The 20,296-nt window shown below is 55.5% G+C and carries 20 protein-coding genes and 2 pseudogenes; 13 read left to right on the top strand and 9 right to left on the bottom strand.

The annotated features are described in order from the left end of the window. Positions 1-12: 12 nt before the first annotated feature. The 9 genes from tssC to M1D87_RS14285 form a co-directional block, all read right to left on the bottom strand. On the bottom strand, positions 13-1,515 hold the full coding sequence (tssC, locus tag M1D87_RS14325; protein WP_039613672.1) for a type VI secretion system contractile sheath large subunit: 1,503 nt from the start codon (positions 1,513-1,515) through the stop codon (positions 13-15). 14 nt (positions 1,516-1,529) lie between these two features. After that, positions 1,530-2,069, bottom strand: a complete 540-nt coding sequence (gene tssB, locus M1D87_RS14320) for a type VI secretion system contractile sheath small subunit (RefSeq protein ID WP_012272397.1) — start codon at positions 2,067-2,069, stop codon at positions 1,530-1,532. A 64-nt stretch (positions 2,070-2,133) separates the two neighbouring features. Next, positions 2,134-2,883, bottom strand: coding sequence for a hypothetical protein (locus M1D87_RS14315; RefSeq protein WP_123085312.1), 750 nt, complete (start codon positions 2,881-2,883; stop codon positions 2,134-2,136). Between the two features lie 439 nt (positions 2,884-3,322). Next, complete coding sequence (locus M1D87_RS14310; RefSeq protein WP_015270490.1) at positions 3,323-3,892, bottom strand: hypothetical protein; 570 nt, start codon at positions 3,890-3,892, stop codon at positions 3,323-3,325. 27 nt (positions 3,893-3,919) lie between these two features. Next, entirely contained in the window at positions 3,920-4,420 is a 501-nt protein-coding gene (locus M1D87_RS14305; protein ID WP_123085307.1) for a hypothetical protein, read from the bottom strand. Between the two features lie 40 nt (positions 4,421-4,460). Beyond that, positions 4,461-4,763: an immunity protein Tsi6 family protein gene (locus tag M1D87_RS14300; protein WP_024087174.1), complete on the bottom strand. Its 303-nt coding sequence runs from the start codon at positions 4,761-4,763 to the stop codon at positions 4,461-4,463. A gap of 1 nt (position 4,764) precedes the next feature. Continuing rightward, positions 4,765-4,902, bottom strand: a complete 138-nt coding sequence (locus M1D87_RS14295) for a hypothetical protein (RefSeq protein WP_232880450.1) — start codon at positions 4,900-4,902, stop codon at positions 4,765-4,767. 178 nt (positions 4,903-5,080) lie between these two features. Next, positions 5,081-5,623: a hypothetical protein gene (locus M1D87_RS14290; protein ID WP_065110705.1), complete on the bottom strand. Its 543-nt coding sequence runs from the start codon at positions 5,621-5,623 to the stop codon at positions 5,081-5,083. Between the two features lie 10 nt (positions 5,624-5,633). Next, a complete protein-coding gene (locus tag M1D87_RS14285; protein WP_183596708.1) occupies positions 5,634-6,650 on the bottom strand; it encodes a hypothetical protein in 1,017 nt (338 codons plus the stop codon). Between the two features lie 319 nt (positions 6,651-6,969). On the opposite strand from M1D87_RS14285, the gene M1D87_RS14280 reads away from it, so the two are divergent. From M1D87_RS14280 to M1D87_RS14220, 13 genes and pseudogenes are all read left to right on the top strand, one after another. Beyond that, positions 6,970-8,820 (top strand): type VI secretion system Vgr family protein, encoded by a 1,851-nt coding sequence (locus M1D87_RS14280; protein ID WP_123085308.1) that lies wholly within the window; start codon positions 6,970-6,972, stop codon positions 8,818-8,820. 11 nt (positions 8,821-8,831) lie between these two features. Further along, positions 8,832-9,419 (top strand): hypothetical protein, encoded by a 588-nt coding sequence (locus M1D87_RS14275; protein WP_123085309.1) that lies wholly within the window; start codon positions 8,832-8,834, stop codon positions 9,417-9,419. 39 nt (positions 9,420-9,458) lie between these two features. Beyond that, positions 9,459-9,926 (top strand): DcrB-related protein, encoded by a 468-nt coding sequence (locus M1D87_RS14270; RefSeq protein ID WP_123085310.1) that lies wholly within the window; start codon positions 9,459-9,461, stop codon positions 9,924-9,926. 4 nt (positions 9,927-9,930) lie between these two features. After that, on the top strand, positions 9,931-14,142 hold the full coding sequence (locus M1D87_RS14265; protein ID WP_421091841.1) for an RHS repeat-associated core domain-containing protein: 4,212 nt from the start codon (positions 9,931-9,933) through the stop codon (positions 14,140-14,142). Between the two features lie 7 nt (positions 14,143-14,149). After that, the gene (locus M1D87_RS14260) at positions 14,150-14,464 is read left to right on the top strand and encodes a DUF7716 domain-containing protein (protein WP_061305611.1); all 315 of its coding nucleotides are present in this window, start codon (positions 14,150-14,152) and stop codon (positions 14,462-14,464) included. A 314-nt stretch (positions 14,465-14,778) separates the two neighbouring features. Beyond that, a pseudogene (locus tag M1D87_RS14255) lies at positions 14,779-14,964 on the top strand (RHS repeat-associated core domain-containing protein); the annotation flags it as partial. 27 nt (positions 14,965-14,991) lie between these two features. Next, positions 14,992-15,234 carry an AHH domain-containing protein gene (locus tag M1D87_RS14250; protein ID WP_311133383.1) on the top strand — a complete coding sequence of 81 codons (243 nt, stop codon included), beginning with the start codon at positions 14,992-14,994 and terminating at the stop codon, positions 15,232-15,234. Between the two features lie 304 nt (positions 15,235-15,538). Then, on the top strand, positions 15,539-15,895 hold the full coding sequence (locus M1D87_RS14245; protein ID WP_421091840.1) for a hypothetical protein: 357 nt from the start codon (positions 15,539-15,541) through the stop codon (positions 15,893-15,895). A 102-nt stretch (positions 15,896-15,997) separates the two neighbouring features. Beyond that, positions 15,998-16,390 (top strand): annotated as a pseudogene (locus M1D87_RS14240) (RHS repeat-associated core domain-containing protein); the annotation flags it as partial. A gap of 116 nt (positions 16,391-16,506) precedes the next feature. Further along, positions 16,507-16,782: a hypothetical protein gene (locus M1D87_RS14235; protein WP_148043887.1), complete on the top strand. Its 276-nt coding sequence runs from the start codon at positions 16,507-16,509 to the stop codon at positions 16,780-16,782. Further along, the gene (locus M1D87_RS14230; protein WP_061305778.1) at positions 16,783-17,193 is read left to right on the top strand and encodes an immunity 22 family protein; all 411 of its coding nucleotides are present in this window, start codon (positions 16,783-16,785) and stop codon (positions 17,191-17,193) included. It begins immediately after the preceding gene. Positions 17,194-17,433: 240 nt separating this feature from the next. Further along, on the top strand, positions 17,434-18,417 hold the full coding sequence (locus tag M1D87_RS14225; protein WP_123085883.1) for an IS5-like element IS2000 family transposase: 984 nt from the start codon (positions 17,434-17,436) through the stop codon (positions 18,415-18,417). Positions 18,418-19,109: 692 nt separating this feature from the next. After that, positions 19,110-20,285, top strand: coding sequence for a M20 aminoacylase family protein (locus tag M1D87_RS14220; protein ID WP_123085882.1), 1,176 nt, complete (start codon positions 19,110-19,112; stop codon positions 20,283-20,285). Positions 20,286-20,296: the final 11 nt, after the last annotated feature.

The raw sequence follows: 20,296 nt of genomic DNA, 5'->3' as shown, positions 1-20,296 counted from the left end.
CACACCGGCCTGTCAGCCGCGCGCGCCCTGTGGCAGCTCGGCAACCAGGCGCAGCGAAGCGGTCAGCTCATCCAGCTGGTAGTGCGGACGCAGGTAGGTCACGGCCTTGTACACACCTGGCTTGCCCGGCACTTCGAACACCTCGGCGCGGGCTTCGCGCAGCGGGAACTTGGCCTTGGCTTCCTGGCTGGCGGTGTCGTCGAGCAGCACGTAGCTGGCCAGCCACTGGTTGAGGAAGCGCTCGACATCCATGCGCGAGGCGAAGCTACCGATCTTGTCGCGCATGATGGCCTTCATGTAGTGGGCGATGCGCGAAGTGGCGAAGATGTACTGCAGCTGGGCCGACAGGCGCGCGTTGGCGTTGGCGATGTCGGTGTTGTACTGCTTCTGCTTCTGCGCCGACTGGGTGCCGAAGAACGCGGCATAGTCGGTGCCCTTGCAGTGCACCAGGGGAATGAAGCCCAGGTCCGACAGCTCTTTTTCGCGGCGGTCGGTGATGGCAATTTCGGTCGGGCACTTGAGGGCGATTTCGCCGTCGTCGGTCTTGAAGGTATGGGTTGGCAAACCTTCGACCAGGCCGCCACCTTCCACGCCGCGGATGGCCACGCACCAGCCGTAGCGGGCGAAGGCATCGGTAACGCGGGTGCCGAGGGCATAGGCGGCGTTCATCCACAGGTACTTGTTGTGGTCGCGGCCATCGACGCTTTCGACGAAGTTGAATTCTTCCACCGGGGTGGTATCGGGGCCATACGGCAGGCGACCGAGCACGTGCGGCAGGGTGAGGCCGACGTAGCGCGAGTCTTCCGAGGCGCGGAACGACTTCCACTTGGCGTATTCGACGGTGTCGAAGATCTTTGCCAGGTCACGCGGGCCGGACATCTCGGTGAAGGAGTCCCAGCCGAACAGCTCGGGGGAGGCGGCCGAAATGAACGGGGCATGGGCTGCTGCGGCGACGTGCGAGATCTCCTCCAGCAGGTACATGTCTTCGGGGTTGCGGTTGAACTCGTAGTCACCGATCAGCATGCCGAAAGGCGCGCCGCCGAAGGTGCCGTACTCTTCTTCGTAGACCTTCTTGAACAGCGCGCTCTGGTCGAATTCGCTGGCGGCCTTCAGGTCGCGTACCAGGTCTTTCTTCGAGGCATTGAGCAGGTGGATCTTCAGCGTGGTGCTGGTCTCGGTCTGGTCTACCTGGTATTTCAGGCCGCGCCAGGAGGCTTCCAGCTGCTGGAACTCACGGGCGTGCATGATTTCGTTCATCTGCTCGGAAAGCATCGCGTCGATCTCGGCGATACGCGAATCGAGCACGGCGATCAGGTCCTTGCTCGGGGTCATCTCACCCTCGAGCACCTGGTTCACCAGTTCGCCAATCAGGTCGCGGGTGCGGTTGCGCTCGGTGTCGGAGCGGGCCACGCGGCTTTGCGAAATGATGCTGTCGAGCAACGATGCCTGTGGCGCGAAGTTTTCCACTTCGACCAGTTCGCCGGCCTGTTGCGGTGCGGTTTGCTTGTCGGTCATGTTCGGGCTCCTGCTCAGGCGCGATCGCTGCTGGATGGGTCTTTCACTTCGGCTTCACGGCCGAATTCCTTGCCCAGGGTCTTGAGCTTCTCGGTGTTCTGCAGCACGTCCATCAGCAGCTCTTCGAGCTTGTCGTTGCCGCCCATCTTGTTACGCAGGTCGGCCAGCTTGTTGCGCACTTCCAGCAGTTTGCGCAGCGGTTCGACCTGCTTGACCACGTTCTGTGGCTCGAAGTCTTCGAGGCTGTTGAAGTTCAGCTCCACGCCCAGCTGGGTGCCGTTCTTGGCCAGGGTGTTGTCGACGCGGTAGGTCAGGCGTGGCTTGATGCCCTTGAGCACGCCGTTGAAGTTGTCGCGGTCGATGAACACGAACTTGCGGTCCTTGAGTTTTGGCAGCGGCTCCAGCGGGTTGCCGGAGAAGTCGCCCAGTACGCCGACGACGAAGGGCAGCTCCTTTTTCTCGATGGCATCGCCGATGTCCACGTCGTAGGTGATATGGACCCGAGGCGCGCGAACGCGGTCGAGTTTGTGCTGAGTGCTTTCCTTCTTCGCCATCGTGTTCTCCAGTGCGAGCAATTCGCTGCGAATCATTGCGCGGCCCGTTGCCGGGCGCTGCGCGTTACAGTCCTTCGATCGTCAGCAGCAGGCGCTGACGGATTTCGTCGTTCATTTCCAGGATGTTGTCGCGGCCCACCAGTTCTTCGAAGCTGGTGTTGCCGGCAATCTGCGTGCTGCTGCGGATGACCGAGTCGTCGGGCAGTTCAGAGCGCACCGGCGAGCTGATGACGCAGAACGGCAGGTCGCCAAAGCCCTTCAGGCGCTCGAAGCTCAGGCTGTAGCGCAGGCCCTCGAACAGCCGGCCAAGGCCAGGCGACTTGCTCAGGCAGTAGAACAGCACCAGGTAGTGCACCACGAAGCGGTACAGCTCGGCGCTGCTGCGGTTGGGGTCTTTGATGACGTTGCGAAACCGCGCCAGGTCGAAGGCGTGGAAGCCCACCACCCAGCGGGTCGGGCTGGTGATGCGGATGACCTGGCCGCTGTGTTCCAGGGCCTTGTCGTATTCCAGCGGGAACAGTTCGGGGGTGGTGCTGATCAGGTTCAGCGGTACTTCCAGCTCGGTGACCAGCTGGAACGGCGCGGCCGAGCCGATACGTTCGTAGAGTTCGACCAGGGCCTGGAAGTGGCCCTGGGTTTCGCGCCCGCTGCTGCGCGGGGCGCCTTGCAGGTATTCGCCAAACAGGGTTTGCGGACGGATCAGTGGTGCCACCGTGGCGAGGTAATCCGCCGCCTGCGCCTTCAGCGCATCGGAGATCGCCCGCGTCTGGCTACGCAGCTTGATCAGTGCTTCGACATCGAATGTCTGTGTCATCGGTGCATCGTCCATGTGCCTGCTTGATCGTCCTGAAACGCCAATGGCGTGGACCTTGAAATTGCGCCTCTCGACGGCGGCAAACTTGAGTGCTGGCACATGAATATCGTGTTGCCAGCAATGCCGAGTAGGGCACCTCGCTGTGGAAGAAGTTCCCGCGAGGGGGGCGATTTTTTCCCTGTTTTGTGATGTGACGCAATGATGGCGCCATGCCATTGGTGAAGGGTTTCGAGTACGGGAAATGGGGCTTTGGCCCCTAAAGTCAGGGGGCGGAAGTACTAAAAGGACGGTAAAAACTGGCGTAAAAAGTTTTTTTCAAAAAGTGAAGCGGGTCTCATTTCTCTGCGTCGAGGTGATGGCATTCGACTGTCATCGCGACACGTTTCAATGATGGCAATGCGACGGAATATGCCGCGCCAAAGCGGTTTGGCATGGGTTGCTACAGCGGCTTTGCAGCGGCCATGCGACCCTCGATTCCCCACTCCCGCAACCACCCGAGCAAGGCGTGTAATTCATCGGTGGCCTCGATCAAAAGCGAGCCGTTTTCATACAGGACGGCATCGCTGAGCGTGCCCATGCCGTAGGGCATTTCGAAAACGCTCAAACGAACCTGCTCGGGGTCGCTGTGCACCCGTGAGTGGTAGCCTAGGAGCGTGTTGGCCCAGCTTGAGTAACCACCATCGCGCAGCAGCAAGGTTGCTGCTCGTGCCAGTACCGCCGAGATTTCGGTCAGATCCCAGGTGCAGGGGGCAGCCGTGCCTCGCTGGGTGCCAGGTTGCATCATCAAGAGGTGGTCCAGTTCGCGGCGGCGGCATCGGACGACCATGGGCAGTGCAGCCGATGGATCCTGTAGCCATGCCGTGTATCGGGCCTTGTCGATACAGTAATACTCTTCGTAATCGGCCAGTGCGTTGCTGACCGGGATCGACAGGTAGCACTGCTGTGAAGTCAGTTCTATCCCTAGCGAAAAGCGGTGCTCGCGGCTGGTGTAGGTGTCGTTGAATTTCATGCTGGGAAGCGCCTTCGAGTTAAGCAGCTAGCGGCCATCCACCTGGACGCAGATGTTCTGCTTGCTCACGATCTTGCATGGCCAGTTATCGTTGATGTAGCTGTCTGGCGTGAAGCACATGCGCTCATCGTTCACCCAGAACATTTGCCATCCAGAACCCGAGATGCGCAGCTTGGGGCACGACCAGTAGCCTTTGGCGGAGAGTGTGGCAGTGGTCAGCGCGATCATGACAGGCGCTACGACCATGAGTGCAACCGTCAATTGCATCGAGCGTAGTTGGAACGCGTAGAGCCAGGATTTTTTGGGCGGGTCGAATTTCTGACCGGTCCAGGCGGCGATCAAGCATCCCGCCACCATTATCGGCGTGAACGGCAATGCCGCGATCGAGAAGAATGACATCAGGGGCGTTTCCACGACCGGTGCATGCCTCCAGATACGACCGTAAAGCGGGACGATTTCAGTCCAGAGCACGTAGACGCCAAGTGCCCCTACGGCCAGTAGGCAAAGGGCCAGGCCAATGCCCGCCAGTTTGCCTGAATGCTTTTGGCGGTCCGCGTCCCCTCGGTAGTTATTTTTCTCCAGGCAGGCGAATCTTCAGGCCGTTGGCGGATTGCTCTGCAATGTAATAAACATGAAGCAATGCCTCGGCGAGGGCTTCGTCCGTGGGTTCAAATTCTTTAGCCGCGATAGCACCAATCGTCAGTCTGTGCAGCTTCGATTTATCCTTCTCCGTACCGTCGAACACGGCCCTGATGTACTTTAACTGATCGATGACGGTGGCGTAGACAGGAAAGCCAGGGATGCGATTTTGGCGGTCAATGGCGAGTGCGAGCGCTTTGTCTACATACTCGAGTGGTGTAGTAGGTTTCATGTTAATCACCTGGGCTTACCAACTTGAATGTAGTGATCCGGCTTGAAGCACACCCGGTCATCATTGACCCAGAACAACTGCAGCCTGGGGCGCTTGGCCAGGTAGGAGAGTACCACATGCTTTGCCGGCCGCCGGGCACCTGGAATTGCCAAAGTGTCTTGCCCCGGTTGCGCTTACGGTAAATTCAGATCTCCAGGCGGGCAACTTCGCAACGCCCAGAACTTGGCCCGCTTTTGATCGATAGGTCGCTTTAAAAATCGGTAGGGGTAGATGTCGGCCAGCAATTCATCACTACTTCAGATCCTCCTTGGAAAAATTTATTCATTCATATTTATACATAACTTTTTGCCGTCTGTCCTCTTGCAAGGCCAGTTGTTTTCTGTATAGCTGTCAGGTGTGAAGCAGAAGCCAGGGTGGCTTACCCAATAGGTCTGCCATGCCGAGCCTGACTTTTTCAGTTGAGGACAGATCGTATAATCTAGCGTGTTGAGCGCTACCGTGGTGATGATGGCGGCCACAGGAGCAAGTATAATCAATGAGTAGACAGAGGCTTTCATCATTCCGGTCTGAAATTGCGCAAGGCCGGATTTGCTGGAGGGGGCAAATTTTTTACCTGTCCATATTGCGAATGCGCTGGCGACGGTGCAGGCGAGCATGACAGGGGGCGCCATGAGCAAGCCAAAAGCCATATAAGGAACTTCAATGGCAGAAGCTCGGCGCCACAGTTGTCCGTAAATTGGCAGTACGTGTGCAATCAGCCAATAGGCGGAGAATATGCCAACACTAGCGCAAATCAGAAAAGTTAATGAAGCGAGTAACCTGAATTTTATGGATGCAAAAAATGGAGGGTTGGTTGTCATGATTGCAGGCTCAAAACTTAGGAAAATTGAAGTTCGGAAGACGAGGGAGGTTGGGCGCTTTTGGCCAGTTAAAGTCTGGACTGTTTGGGATAAAGTGGGTTGGCACTTTCTTTAGTAGCCATGATTTCGCTTCGTCGAAGGCCGTGTCAATAACGGCGTCGGCTACGCTATTGATGAATTCGTTTTTATAACGCTCAAGGGCATGTCTATCTATTGGCTGAATTTTTTCAGTCATTAGTCGAACATTATCAATGGCGTAATTTAAGCTGGCTTTAACAGTCGCTTTTATCTCAAGGTCGTTGTCTATCGCATTGAGGGCAATGCCTACAGCGAAAATCACTGCTGCCCCGGCAACCAAAGGCATCGCTGCGCTGGCTGTAACGCCGGCAACAAGCGTAGCAACCGCATAGCCAATGACAGATCCTATGCCTGCTTTTACTAGCTCGACAAAAACGCCACCTAAAAGATCTGCCACCGTAGCCTCGTCGCTAAACACCCACTCAAGCACCTCGATGCCGACGGCCACGTAACACGAGAGCCTAAATCCGGCAAGGGAAGATCCTCGGATACCGTATTGCCCAATACCGAATTCAACAAGTTGTGCATTGCGAATACCGTATCGAGTACCCCTTAGAATTTGCCGAAGGCCCGGCCGTCCTGTTAGTATGACATACCGTTGGCCTCTGTAAGTACTGTATCGGATCTCAGTTCCGAAACCCCCGATGTTTCTTAATAGCGATGTAAGGTCATAGGCATCATTTACTGCTAAGAGTACGGGTGAACCCCAACTGGTATTTACCAAGCGATGAATGCTATCGTTGTACAGCGGTTGGGTTGCCCCCCGTAAACCATCCAAAATCGCATTTTGTGAGCGGGAGCACACTTTTAGAGGTGTGCATGGACCCTGCCGCTTCTCATTAGAGGATACTAGGTGAATGGCATCTTCGCGGCTCATGATCACCATTTCTGTACGATTTTCATCGATTTGCTTGTCCAGCTGAGTTAGTTGGGTGCTATTCAAACCCATTGTCCACTCCCTGTGTCGTTTGCGATGTTGGTATGTATTTCCGGAGGATAAGGTGCCTCCGGCGAAGCTGAAAGTCAAAGAGGCATATTGCCATCATTTGCGTAGCGTTACCTATGCTTCCAACGCCGGAAATCTCCGGTGAATCTCAACATAGCGGTCCAATCCCCCGATATGTAAGATCTTGTGACAGCAGTTGAGATTTTCTGCTTCTCATGCCATGGTGCGACACGCAGCAGGGTGGCTCAGTGCCACCATTTGACAGCCGAACCTTGTAGCGTTTTGATGGGAAGATTTTCAGCTTAGTGCAGGAAGCAAGAACATGATGACGGACGCCCTCGAGCAGATGCTTTCTCAGCATCGACGCCTGATTACTTTTGACTCTCCTCTTCCAGTCGACCAGGAGCTACAGCTCCTCAGTTTCACAGGCCATGAGGCGATGTCGGAGCTCTTCTATTTCAATGTTGAGCTCATTTCCCAAGATGCTCGGATCGAGCTGAAAAAGCTCATAGGCAAGAAAGTGACAATGGGTATCGAGCTGGCGGATGGGAGCACCAAGTACATCAGCGCCCATGTGTCGGACTTCGTTCATACTGGCGCCGATGCTGGAGTGGCCAACTACAGTGCGGAGCTTGTCCCTTGGCTGTGGATCCTCAGTCGACGTCGCGATTCGCGTATTTTTCAGGACAAGACAACTGAGCAAATCGTCAAGGAAGTCTTCGCTTACTACCTGACGTTGGCTGATCACGAGTTTCGATTGAGTAAACCACTCAAGCCTATCAGCTTCTGCACCCAGTATCAGGAGTCGGACCTTAACTTCGTCTTGCGCTTGCTTGAGCAAGAAGGGCTGTACTTCACCTTTCAGCACAGTCAGGAAGGGCATCGGATGATCATCAGCGACGACAGCAGCGTTCTGACGCAGCTCCCTGGTCAGCCTGTCATCCGTTATCACCGTGCGTCGGTCACCGAGACAGAAGACTCCATTACCGCCTGGTCGTCCAGTCGTCGCTTCCAGCCGACGCAGCTCACCCTCAAGTCCTTCGACTACAAGCAACCCGGTAATCCACATCTGGTTAAGCTCGAATCAATAAACCAGCAGGGCGAGGTTGGCCGGTTGGAGGTCTTTGAGTACGAAGGTCTTTATGGGTATGCCGATGCTGATGAGGGTATGCGCAAGGCACGTCATCGTCTCGAGGCAATGGAAGTCCAAGGCAAAATCTTCAGCGGCAAGAGCAATTGTCGCGCATTGGAGCCTGGGTATTACTTCGAGCTTTCGCAGCACTACGACCATGACAACGATCCCCAAGATGAACGTCAGTTTCTCATACTCTCGGTCAAACACTGGGGGCAGAATAACTACAGCAGTAATGGCCAAGCCGGTTATCAGAACAGTTTCACCTGCATTCGCCGGAAAATCCCGTTCAGGCCAAGCCTAAACACCCCTCGCGGCTTAATCAGTGGCCCGCAAACAGCCATCGTCGTCGGCCCCCCCGGCGAAGAGATCTACACCGATGAACTGGGTCGGGTGAAATTGCAGTTCCACTGGGACCGCAACGGCGAGTTCAACGACCAGAGTTCCTGCTGGGTACGCGTCGCCCAGTCCGGTGCCAGCGGCGGCTTCGGCAGCATCCAGATCCCACGTGTAGGCGACGAAGTGGTGGTGGTGTTCCTCGACGGCAACCCCGACCGCCCGCTGATCATGGGCAGCCTGTACAACAGCACCAACACCCCGCCATGGTCGCTGCCGGCGAACAAGACCCAGAGTGGCTTCCTGACCCGGTCGATGAAGGGCGACGGCGGTACCGCCAACTTCTTCCGCTTCGAGGACAAGGCCGGCGCGGAGCAGATCATCATGCATGCCGAGCGCAACATGGATACCGAGATCGAGCTGGATGAAACCCATGATGTGGGGAACAACCGCACGATTACGGTGGGTGGGGCGCACAAGGAAATTATCAAGAAAGATACGGTGGTGAATGTCACGGAAGGTAGTTACACGCTGAAGGTGGACAACAACCTCATTCAGGTCAGCGCCATGGAGAGCATTCTGCTCGAGGTCGGCACCAGCAAGATCACGATCAAGCCAAACAAAATCACCATCGAAGCAGACAGCATCGACATTCTTGGCAAGAACACCTTTGTCAAAGGTGACCGGGTCGATATCAACGAGTAGGGCGCACAGTGATGGTCAGAGCAAATATCTACGACAGGCTCTCGCAGAGGCGGGAGGCCGCTGAGGCGCTTGCCCGTCAGCAAGCGGACGAGGCACGCATCGCAGCGGAGTCTGCGATCGAGGTTTCGCAGCAGCCACCCGGGCTGGTTATGAATGCAGAAAACAATGCCGTGCGCATTGCGGGTTTGAATCTGCTCATGCCGCAAGGTTTCGCTTTTCGCGATATTGACACCACGCTGGAGTTTGCAGGTTGTCATGTGCAATTTGGCGCTCGCCGCCGGCGAGCCTCTGAAGGCCTTGAACTAGACAAGGCAGCAGAAATATTTACCAGGAAACTGCGCGAGAGCCATTCGGATATTGACCTGGTGCGCCAGGCACCTACGGTGTTGGCGGGCCACCCTGCCGTCAGCCTCGACTATCAGTTCAACGTTGGCCAGGAGCGCCGTCACGGCCGCTCCGTTTGCACGCTCATCGTTTCTGCGGACGGCAACGAACGGCAGTGGCTGACTGTGTTTACTGTGATCGACCCGAGTAAATCGCAACTGGCCGACTGGCTAATCGCATTCGACGCGATGCTCGCCGGCATGACAGCGCAGTAACGCTCAAATTTTTTCACGTTTTCATGGAATATACAGTCAATGGATTATCAACTGCAGGAAGGATCTATCACGTTGCCGGAAGGCTTCCAGGATCGCACGGTAAACATGTTCGTTCTGGGGAACAGCATTCCCGCCCCACTGAATATCACACTTTCGCGCGATAACCTGCTCCCGGCAGAAGACATGAAGGCGTATATCGATCGCCAGATCAAGTTGATTGCCGCCAAGCTTCGCGGCTACACCCTGTTGGGCAAAAAAACGGCACAACTTTCAGCCAGTAAGCCGCTGGCAGGTGTTCAGATCGATGCGTATTACCTGAATGATGGTCGGCCGCTGTATCAGCGCCAGGCTGCTTTCGAGATTGCCCCGGGGCGTATTCTGGTGTTTTCCACCACCAGCCAGGCCGACTTTAGCAGCAAGCAGGACGAGAGTTGGCTGCAGTTGTTGAACAGCTTCGAGCCGCGTCAGAGCACCGCGGAAACCTCCGAAAACGCCGATCAGGAATGATCTCATGTTCGAAGCTGCGCGTTGGGGTGATGAGATTGAACACACCGGTGCCCTGGCTGGGTTCCTTGCTGGTGCGGTGATCGGATTGGCGATAGCGGCCGCGGCCGCTTTCATGATTTGCACGGGTGGTTTGGGTGGTGTTCTGCTGGGTGCGGTCATCGGTTTGGGCGCAAGCATGATCCCGATGCTTGGCGAAAAGTTCGGGTCATCATTTAGTTCACCTGCGGGGCAGATTGAGCTCGCAGGGTGCTCTACGAATGTTTTCATCAACAACCGCAACGCAGCGCATGCTGAACTGAGTACCGCCAAATGTGACAAGCATCCGCCACCTGTTCGGGTCGCGGAAGGGTCGTCCAATGTATTCATCAACGGTGTTGCAGCTTCACGCAAAGGTGACAAGCTGACCTGCGGTGCCAAGATTTCCGGTGGGTCAAACAACGTCTTCATTGGTGGTGGCACAAGTCGCTACTTGCCAGTTGATGAGGAAGTGCCGGAATGGCTGCGAGTGACGGTTGACGTCTTGATGATTGTGGCGTCCATGGGGCGGTCGATAGCTTCGGTCTACCGTCTGGGCTTGCAGGCAGGTCTCAAGGCCGCCGGCCCGTGCGCATTGCGCGTAGGTGCGTCGATTGCAGGGAGCTATCTTGCCGGTCGATTCATTATCGGGCCCGCAATTGAACGTGCCATCGGAGGCTTCGTTGGTAACCCTGTTGATCTGACCAACGGGCGCAAGCTGCTCGGTGATGAAACAGACTTCGTTCTGCCAGGCTTGATGCCTATCGAATGGTCGCGTTTCTATGCCAGTGACCTCACCGTAGAGAGTGTTCTGGGGCAGGGCTGGATATTGCCTTGGGAGCAGAGCCTGCGCCGTAGTGGCGGCTTTGTCTATCACACCGACAATCAAGGCCGCAGTGTTCCGTTCATCGACCTGGAACCGGGCGAAAGCATCTACAACCCTCATGAGCATATACACCTCGTGCGCACCGAGGGCGGGCATTACATCCTGCAGACGCTCGACAACGTCTTTTTCTACTTTGGCGAAGTGCCGAATGACAATACGGGCGTCCCTTTGCAGCGCCTGGAAAATGCATTGGGCCACTATCTTCACTTCACCCGCAGTGCTGACGGTCGCCTGACGGACATCACTGCACCAGGGGCCGTTCGCGTTCACCTGCACTACGACAATCCGCTCGGTCGCCTTACCGACGTCAAGCGGGTGGTCGGTGAAAGCGCCGTCGAAACGTTGGTGCGTTACCGGTACGACGATAACGGCCAGCTCACTGAAGTAATCAACCGCAACGGCGATTCGGTACGCCATTTCGGCTATGCCGAAAACCTCATGACCCGCCACAGCAATGCCCTGGGCCTGATCTGCGAATACCGCTGGGAATCCGAGGGCGGTAAACCGCGCGTAGTCGAGCACTGGACCAGCGACGGCGAGCACTATAACTTCCGTTACGACTTCGCCCAGCGCACCAGTTGGGCAACTGACGTGCTGGGCCGTGAACTGGAGATCCAGTACAACGAGGACAATCGCGTCATCGCCAGCCGTGACTTTGGCGGTGAACGCTATGGCATGGACTTGGACGCCTCCGGCAATCTCGTTGGCATCAAGTTGCCCGACGGCAATCGCCTGGCGCTCAAATACGATGAATTCTCTCGGCTGGTCGAGGAAACCGACCCGCTGGGCCGCAAGATCAGCTACAAACATCACCTCGCCACGCCACTGGTCACCGAAACCCGATTCCCCGACGGCAGCGTGTGGCAGTCGCGCTACGACGACAAAGGCAACCTGATCACCGAGATCGACCCGCTGGGCAACAAGACCCAGTACCTCAACAGCGATGACGGCCTGCCGCACACGATCATCGATGCCAACTTCAAGTCCAAGTACCTGTGGTGGAACGCCTACGCCCAGGTCGAGCGCTTCGAGGACTGCTCGGGCAAGAGCACCTGGTACCGCTACGACGAGCGCCAGCACCTGATCGCGGTGACCGATGCACTGAACCAGACCACTTCGCTGGAACGCAAACCCGACGGTGAAGTGCTGCGCATCCATCACCCGGATGGCACTGCCGAACGCTTCACCTACAACACCCTCGGCCAGGTGCTGACGCACACTGATGGCAAAGGCCAGACCACCTGCCTGCAGCGCACCTCGCGCGGCTTGCCGAGCAGCCGCCAGGACGCCAAGGGCGAGTGGGTCCGTTACGAGTACGACAAGGCCCTGCGCTTGACCGCACTGGTCAACGAGAACGGTGCAGCCTACCGCTTTGCCTACGACGCTTCGGACCGCCTGAGCGAAGAAGTGCGGGTGGATAACCTGACCCGGCGCTTCGGCTACGACGCTGGCGGCCATCTGGTGCGCATGGACGAGATTGGCTACGGCGACAACGGCGAGCGGCCAGAGCGCAACACGCTGTTCGAACGTGATGCCATTGGCCGGCTGATGGCCAAGGTCAACCGCGATGCCCGACAGGATTTCGAATACGACGATGCCGATCGGCTGCTGAGCATTCAGCGCCAGCCGAGCAGTGCGGGCAAGCAGTTGGGCATCACCGAAGAGACATTGAGCTACAGCTACGACCTGCTCGGACGACTGACGCAGGAGCTGACCCCGGGTGGTGCACTGAACTATGAATACGACCCGCTCAGTAACCTGACCACATTGACCCTGCCGGATGGCCGCAAGGTCAACCACCTGTACTACGGCAGCGGGCACCTGCACCAGCTGAACCTGGACGGCCAGGTGATCAGCGACATGGAGCGTGACGACCTGCACCGCGAGGTGTACCGGACCCAGGGCAAGCTCACCAGCTGCTTTGGCTATGACGCCATGGGGCGCAAGGCTTGGCAGTTTGCCTCGAACTTGCCGGCCGACAAGCTCTCGCAGGTGCACAACACCGGGATCAATACCTCGTTGCTGGTGGAGCATGCGTATAACCCGATCCACCGTCGCTATCAGTACGACCCGGCGGGTGAACTGGTGCACACGCTGGACAAGCTACGGGGTGAGATCAAATACGAGTACGAAGCCAACGGGCAGTTGCGCAGCCGCGATACCGGCTCGCTGGTGGGCAGCGAGGAGTTCCGCTACGACGCGGCGGCCAACCGGCTGGACTTCAATGCGCGACAGTTCGCCAAGGTCAAGGACAACCGGATCAGGCAGTGGCGGGATCAGGAGTACCGTTACGATCCGTGGGGTAACCTGATCGAGAAGCGCTCGGGGCACAGCAAGGTGCAGAACTTTAGCTATGACTGCGAGAACCGGCTGGTGCGGGCTGAGACATTGGTCAATGGCAAGCTCGAGAGTACCGGGCACTACCGTTACGACAGCCTGGGGCGACGGGTTGCCAAGCAGTCGGAAATCAACGGCGAAGTCGAGCAGAAGCGCTTCCTCTGGCAAGGGTTGAGGATGCTACGGGAGGAGACGCCGAGGCAGAGCATTCTGTACCTGTATGAGCCGGGTAGCTATGCGCCGTTGGCGCGGGTCGATCAGGCGGAAGGGGAAGAGCAGAAGGTCTATTACTTCCATACTGACCAGATTGGCACGCCGTTGGAACTGACGGACAGTGATGGGAAGATCGTTTGGCAGGCGACGTATCGTTCTTGGGGTGCGATAGATAGTCTGCCAGCTAAGGATGTCGAGCAAAATCTACGGTTCCAAGGTCAGTATTTTGATGGTGAGACGGGGCTGCACTACAATACCTTCAGATATTATGATCCGGAAGCTGGGCGCTTTGCCACTCAAGACCCGATTGGATTGACAGGCGGGCTAAATTTATATTCTTATGCGCTCAATCCCATCAATTGGATTGATCCACTGGGATGGTCTGGTATAGACGGTAGCGGCCGTCCGCTATCTAGTTCACAATATAGCGTATGGACCAGTGTAGAGATGCCGCAAGAAATTCATGGCTCGAACAGGGGGGCGCATTTCAAATATGCTAATGAAGAACTATACAAGCGGACACTACAATACCCTGAACTTAAGGCTGCTTTGCCCGCTGAAGTAGTGGAGCATATTCAACCCGGCCCCAGAGGAGGCTTCAGTGACAGGAGCCCGCCAAACCACTCTTGGCACCATAATGCTCAGTCCCCTAAAGATATCGAGCTTATTCCGAGAGCACAACATCAGGCGAAGGGACCGGTGCAGGCCAGTTTGCACCCTAATCAAAAGGGTGGATTCAAGGCATTACAAAACACATCATGTTAAGGTGATTATGAGAACTTATAGCATACGGGAAGTCCTAGAGAATCTGGATAAAATGCCGGACTCTTGGTTCTATTTGCCAAACACAAGTTGGACCTTGGATACAAAGGGTGCATTTTCATTAGATAGTCGTGACTTTCCTCCAGATTCGACTGATTATCTCCCGCCGCAGGTAGCCAGTGAAGGGTGGATCGAAACACTAGATACGCCAATGATACAGGATGTAATTGATTATACTGATCAGCAACTTCCTGCTGCCACTGTTGAGGATTATTTTGAGGCCTTTAAGTATTATTTTGAGAATGATGCTTTTCTAGAGTTCTAGATGGCGAGATTTTGCTAATGGTTGTTTTGGGTGCGCGTTAGTTGAGATGTTTCTGCAGCAGTAATGATGGGAGTCTTGGCTATGAGGGTTCCTCTTCAAGAACTAGTGGGTAGTGTAAGTGTTAGGTAGAAAGCGCAGCTTAGGACGATCAAAGCTGCGCTTGTTGTACGAAATTTGACGTGTATTCTAAGGAGCAATCATCTCTCACTCAAATGCCCGCCGAACAGTGCGGGCAAGCAGTTGGGCATCACCGAAGAGACATTGAGCTACAGGTACGACCTGCTCGGACGACTGAGCATCTAACCGTTAATTAGGTCAAGCAGAATCTTCGTTTCCAAGACCAATACTTTGATGACGAAACTGGACTTCATTACAACACATTTAGATTCTATGACTGTGAGATCGGGCGATTCCTCTCGCAGGATCCAATAGGACTGGCAGGCGGAATAAATATCTACTCGTACACTATTAATCCTGTTCAGGAAATTGACCCGCTGGGATGGTGTTCGACGAAACTGGGTAATAATATGGGGGCGAGGAAAGGAGATGGAATGGCGAACCATCATCTTATTCCAGAGGAGGTTCTTGGTAATCCACAATATGCTAGGATGTTTGACAGGCTTAAGTCTATGGGTTTCAATGGGGACGGGGCATCGAATGGGATCTTTTTGCCTGGTAGCAAAAATCTAACTCAGTGTATAGATCTTCCTGGTCATTGGTCAAACCATGGCAGTATACCGCAGCGATTGAGTCTAAAGTTTCTAGATTGAATGATTTCTTTGAGGTCGGAGTTCTGTCAGATACTCAGTTGGCTCTAGGCATTGGGAAGATACAAAATTTTGCCAGAGAAGGGCTTGAAGCTAATAATTCGTTGTGGATGCGGTTACGGGGCGATTGTTATGGGTCTGAATGAAAAAATATTATGTGATGCAATATGACTCGTCAGATGACGGATGTCCAATTAGTTTGGCTGGCTTCTTTAATTGCGAAAGGTTTGAGTGGTCTCCGTACGAACTAAATCCTGAAAGGCTGGAGATAAGAAATAAATATCGCCTTAGCCTTTCAGGATTGGAAATGGACGTCGATTCATTGGATTTCGATTTCTATCAGGTCGGTGCGACGTATGTTTCACGCAAGTTTTTAGATGTTTGCGACATGTTTGGTTCCAAGTATAGAGCCATTCCGCTTGAGATCTCGCTTGGCGATAAAATTAGAAAGGACGATTTTTTTATTTTTCTTCCCGGGGAAAGTTTGCCGGCTCTCGATAAGTATTGCTCCGTATATGAATTGGCGAAGGATCTAGAGACAGGGGAAGTTGTCAATAGTCCATTGTTCCCGGGCGAGGTGAGTGTTAGCAGGATTGATTCATTTGTAATTTCCGCTGGTGTTAAAAGTGATGTTTTTCGCTGTCAGGAGATCCGAAGGCGGTAAACCGCGCGTAGTCGAGCACTGGACCAGCGACGGCGAGCACTATCACTTCCGTTACGACTTCGCCCAGCGCACCAGTTGGGCAACTGACGTGCTGGGGCAAGGCAGAGCATCCTGTACCTGTATGAGCCGGGTAGCTATGCGCCGTTGGCGCGGGTTGATCAGGTGGAAGGGGAGGAGCAGAAGCTTTATTACTTCCATACTGACCAGATTGATACGCCGCTTGAGCTGACGGACAGTGATGGCGAGATCGTTTGGCAGGCGACGTATCGTTCTTGAGGTGCAATAGATAGTCTGCCGGTCAAGGATGTCGAGCAAAACCTACGGTTCCAAGGTCAGTATTTTGATTGCGAATCGAGCCTGAATTACAATACTTTTCGGTTCTACGATCCAGAAATTGGGCGATTTGTCACTCAGGATCCAATAGGTGTCAGAGGCGGTGCTAATTTATATGTTTATGTGCCGGCGCCGACTACTTGGGTTGACCCTTTGGGTTGGGTGCCTTGGGAGAAAAACGGGTTTGATAGCTGGTTTAATAGCGCTCAGTTCAAGATATTGTTGATAATAAAAAAGCTGTAGAAGCCGCCCTTAGAAATCCGGGAGGTGAACATGAGATGTTCCCTGTCTCTATAGCGTCGAAGGCAAAAGAACTTGGCTTTACCGCTCAAGAGCTTAAAGAAATGACAGTGCCAACCAAAGATATTACTTTTGTGGGTGTGACAGACAAACATGGTAATCCTGTGCCGGACGGTCCGCACCATGGCAGTAGGGCTGGAAGGCTGTTCCATAATAATTTAATTAAAGACCTGAATGGCGCGCAAAGCAAAGCTCAAGCGCTTAGCGTGATCGATTCACATCACAGCAAACACATGAAGCTAGGAGCATGCTAAATGGATTATTATGATATTGATCGGTATGAAAAAGTTCATGTTTGGGTAGGTACAAACTTCTCTTCGGAGGATGAATATCTAAAGTATTTTGAATTGGACTATTCTGTGGATTTGGATGATCCAGCATATAAGGTTTGTGGGTTTTGCAAAGATATTGGTGTGAGATGGTATGACGAGGATTTCATAGGGATTATACCAAGAAAAGCGGAGGAGGTGAATTTAGAGGAGATCTTGCTTGAATCTGCGGTTGATTCCAGTTGCATTGAGGATCTAAAGGCGGAGTGTTTGAGACTTGGAGTTACTAAGGCTAATGCAATTTTCTGGTACTCTGATGGTGGCACGGTAATTTCCAAGCCGCTAAAGTCGAATTATAATGGTTTGAGGTATGTTGGGATATATGAGGGCGAATAAGCTCGACGAAGGTCCAGAGGAACTTGGAATTGGCGCTCTGCGTCAACATTTTTAGTGTTTAGATCTGATTTGCGATGTGCGGTTAGTGTTGTTTTTAATTTAAAGTTTTTGTTGTGAGTACTGGGGAAATAAGGATTCGATCTTTAATAACTAAGGATTCTCCGATCAAGTCAGCACAGGCCATCTGACCTGTGCTGAAATAGCCCTCCGTCCAACTGCCTTCTACAAGTCCGCCATCCCATGAGTCAGATGAGCTTTTCCGATTTCGAGTACGCCGGCAAGCGCAAGCAAACCCGTCGCGAGCGTTTCCTGGCCGAGATGGAACAGGTGGTTCCGTGGAGTGGACTGGTGGCGTTGATCGAGCCTCACTACCCAAAGGCTGGCGGTGGCCGCAAGCCTTATCCTCTGGAAACCATGCTGCGCATTCACCTGCTGCAGAATTGGTTCTCTTTGAGCGATCCCGCCATGGAAGAGGCGCTGTACGAGATCACTTCGATGCGCCAGTTCGCTCGTCTGACGCTCAGCGCTCCGATCCCCGAAGACACGACGATCATGAACTTCCGGCACCTGCTGGAGAAGCATCAGTTGGCAGTCGGCATTCTGGAAACCATCAACAATTACCTGCAAGACAAGGGCCTGTCGTTGCGCCAGGGCACCATTGTCGACGCTACCATCATCCACGCGCCCAGTTCGACCAAGAACAAGGAAGGCAAGCGCGATCCTGAAATGCATCAAACGAAGAAGGGCAACCAGTACTATTTCGGCATGAAGGCCCACATCGGCGCGGATGCTGAATCGGGTCTGGTGCATCACGTTCATGGCACCGCCGCGAACGTAGCTGACGTGACGGAGGTCGCTCAGCTATTGCATGGCGAAGAGAATGTCGTGTGTGCGGATGCGGGTTACACAGGCGTGGAAAAGCGGCCAGAACACGAGGGACGGCAGGTGATATGGCAGGTCGCTGCCCGCCGCAGCACCTACAAACACTTGAACAAACGCAGCGTGCTCTACCAAGCCAAGCGCAAGATCGAAAAGGCCAAGGCGCAAGTGCGTGCGAAGGTGGAGCACCCGTTCCGGGTGATCAAACGCCAGTTCGGCTATGTAAAGACTCGTTTTCGCGGCTTGGCCAAGAACACGGCGCAACTGACCACGCTGTTTGCCCTGTCGAATCTGTGGATGGTGCGCCGGCAATTATTGCCTGCTGCGGGAGAGGTGCGCCCGTGAGTCCAGATAACCAAGGCTTTGCCTTGGTTATCCAATAATCAGCGACTGAAAAGCGGGCTTTTCGGCATCCCTAAACCGCACATTTCCGACTGATGAGCAACTTGTTCGGAGTTTCCTTAGAGAGTTTGCCTTCAAGGAGATGTTTCGTCTCACTGCGGATGCCGAAATTGCAGGTTACATCTCTGACGATATCGGCTTGCTTGCTGAGGCGCTGGCAAAAGGTCACCTGACGACATGGTGTGAAAAGTTGCTTGCCAGTTACCAATCTGGGCATTTCCCGTGCTAGCCGAGGTTTTCTGGAGCGATATACGGCTTATCGAGTAGAGCTCAAGCCTGCGTGCTGAATGGTAAGTACCGTGGTGGCTGGCACAGGCTTCGCCTGTGTTCGCGGGTAAACCCGCTCCTACAGGGATTGCCCATGCCTTGGGGGGGCAAAAGTGGGGCGGCGCTTCAACTGGAACACTGGCGGCCAGTTCGTGCGTCTGGATGAGATGGTTACGGCCAGCAGGTAGGACCGCCAAAGTGACTGCCTCCCCGGCAAGCCACGTTTCGGTTCCACCGTGCGAAACCAGATTCGATTGTGCTTCATCGCTCCTCGCGCTTATCTGTCAGCCAAGCACGACCTGCCTCACCCGTCGTGACCTCAAGGCGAACAACAAGAACGGGAAACCACCCGCGCGAGGAGACTCTACATGTCCCGACATCAGCACATCCTGGCCTGGCTGAACGATGTGGCCAGCGACCTGCACGCAATCCGTCACGATATCCACGCTCACCCGGAACTGGGGTTCGAAGAAAGCCGCACTTCGGCGCTGGTTGCCCAGCTGCTCGAAGAATGGGGCTATGAAGTGCACACCGGTATCGGCAAGACCGGCGTGGTCGGCGTACTGCGCAATGGCAGCAGCCCACGCCGCCTGGGCCTGCGCGCCGACATGGACGCGCTGCCCATCCACGAGGCCACCGGCGCCGCGTACAGCAGCCGGCACCAGGGCTGCATGCACGCCTGCGGCCATGACGGGCATACCACCATGCTGCTTGGCGCCGCGCGCTACCTGGCGGCCACCCGGCAGTTCGACGGGACGCTGACGCTGATCTTCCAGCCGGCCGAGGAGGGCCAGGGTGGCGCCGAGGCGATGCTGGCCGATGGTTTGCTGGAGCGCTTCCCTTGCGATGCACTGTTCGGCATGCACAACATGCCCGGGCTGCCGGCCGGGCACCTGGGCTTTCGGGAGGGGCCGATGATGGCCTCGCAAGACCTGCTCACGGTGACCCTCGACGGGGTTGGCGGCCATGGCTCGATGCCGCACCTGACCGTCGACCCGCTGGTGGCGGCGGCCAGTGTGGTGATGGCCCTGCAAACCGTGGTGGCGCGCAATATCGATGCGCAGGAGGCGGCGGTGGTTACCGTCGGCGCCTTGCAGGCCGGCGAAGCGGCCAACGTGATCCCGCAGCAGGCGCTGCTGCGCCTGAGCCTGCGCGCGCTGAACGCCGAGGTGCGGGCGCAGACCCTGGAGCGGGTGCGGGCCATTATCGTCAGCCAGGCCGAGAGCTTTGGCTGCCGCGCCACCCTCGAACACCGCCCGGCCTACCCGGTGTTGGTCAACCATGCCGCGGAAAACGCCTTCGCCCGGCAGGTGGGAGTGGAATTGCTCGGTGCCGAAGCAGTGGATGGCAACACCCGCAAGCTGATGGGCAGCGAAGACTTCGCCTGGATGCTGCAACGCTGCCCGGGCGCCTACCTGTTCATCGGCAATGGCGTATCGCGGCCGATGGTGCACAACCCGGCCTACGACTTCAACGACGACATCCTGCTGACCGGCGCCGCCTACTGGGGCGCGCTGGCAGAGCGCTGGCTCGCGCCCGCCTGACCTTTCCTTTT

The organism is Pseudomonas sp. SA233 (genome assembly GCF_054792385.1).
Note: the sequence above shows the minus strand (reverse complement) of the source record. Positions and strands in the feature narration are given on the sequence as shown.

What these genes read in the sequence shown, in the direction of transcription:
- tssC (WP_039613672.1), bottom strand. Translation starts at nt 1,515, where the DNA reads ATGACCGACAAGCAAACCGCACCGCAACAGGCCGGCGAACTGGTCGAA.
- tssB (WP_012272397.1), bottom strand. Translation starts at nt 2,069, where the DNA reads ATGGCGAAGAAGGAAAGCACTCAGCACAAACTCGACCGCGTTCGCGCG.
- M1D87_RS14315 (WP_123085312.1), bottom strand. Translation starts at nt 2,883, where the DNA reads ATGACACAGACATTCGATGTCGAAGCACTGATCAAGCTGCGTAGCCAG.
- M1D87_RS14310 (WP_015270490.1), bottom strand. Translation starts at nt 3,892, where the DNA reads ATGAAATTCAACGACACCTACACCAGCCGCGAGCACCGCTTTTCGCTA.
- M1D87_RS14300 (WP_024087174.1), bottom strand. Translation starts at nt 4,763, where the DNA reads ATGAAACCTACTACACCACTCGAGTATGTAGACAAAGCGCTCGCACTC.
- M1D87_RS14290 (WP_065110705.1), bottom strand. Translation starts at nt 5,623, where the DNA reads ATGACAACCAACCCTCCATTTTTTGCATCCATAAAATTCAGGTTACTC.
- M1D87_RS14285 (WP_183596708.1), bottom strand. Translation starts at nt 6,650, where the DNA reads ATGGGTTTGAATAGCACCCAACTAACTCAGCTGGACAAGCAAATCGAT.
- M1D87_RS14280 (WP_123085308.1), top strand. Translation starts at nt 6,970, where the DNA reads ATGATGACGGACGCCCTCGAGCAGATGCTTTCTCAGCATCGACGCCTG.
- M1D87_RS14275 (WP_123085309.1), top strand. Translation starts at nt 8,832, where the DNA reads ATGGTCAGAGCAAATATCTACGACAGGCTCTCGCAGAGGCGGGAGGCC.
- M1D87_RS14270 (WP_123085310.1), top strand. Translation starts at nt 9,459, where the DNA reads ATGGATTATCAACTGCAGGAAGGATCTATCACGTTGCCGGAAGGCTTC.
- M1D87_RS14265 (WP_421091841.1), top strand. Translation starts at nt 9,931, where the DNA reads ATGTTCGAAGCTGCGCGTTGGGGTGATGAGATTGAACACACCGGTGCC.
- M1D87_RS14260 (WP_061305611.1), top strand. Translation starts at nt 14,150, where the DNA reads ATGAGAACTTATAGCATACGGGAAGTCCTAGAGAATCTGGATAAAATG.
- M1D87_RS14250 (WP_311133383.1), top strand. Translation starts at nt 14,992, where the DNA reads ATGGGGGCGAGGAAAGGAGATGGAATGGCGAACCATCATCTTATTCCA.
- M1D87_RS14245 (WP_421091840.1), top strand. Translation starts at nt 15,539, where the DNA reads ATGGACGTCGATTCATTGGATTTCGATTTCTATCAGGTCGGTGCGACG.
- M1D87_RS14235 (WP_148043887.1), top strand. Translation starts at nt 16,507, where the DNA reads ATGTTCCCTGTCTCTATAGCGTCGAAGGCAAAAGAACTTGGCTTTACC.
- M1D87_RS14230 (WP_061305778.1), top strand. Translation starts at nt 16,783, where the DNA reads ATGGATTATTATGATATTGATCGGTATGAAAAAGTTCATGTTTGGGTA.
- M1D87_RS14225 (WP_123085883.1), top strand. Translation starts at nt 17,434, where the DNA reads ATGAGTCAGATGAGCTTTTCCGATTTCGAGTACGCCGGCAAGCGCAAG.
- M1D87_RS14220 (WP_123085882.1), top strand. Translation starts at nt 19,110, where the DNA reads ATGTCCCGACATCAGCACATCCTGGCCTGGCTGAACGATGTGGCCAGC.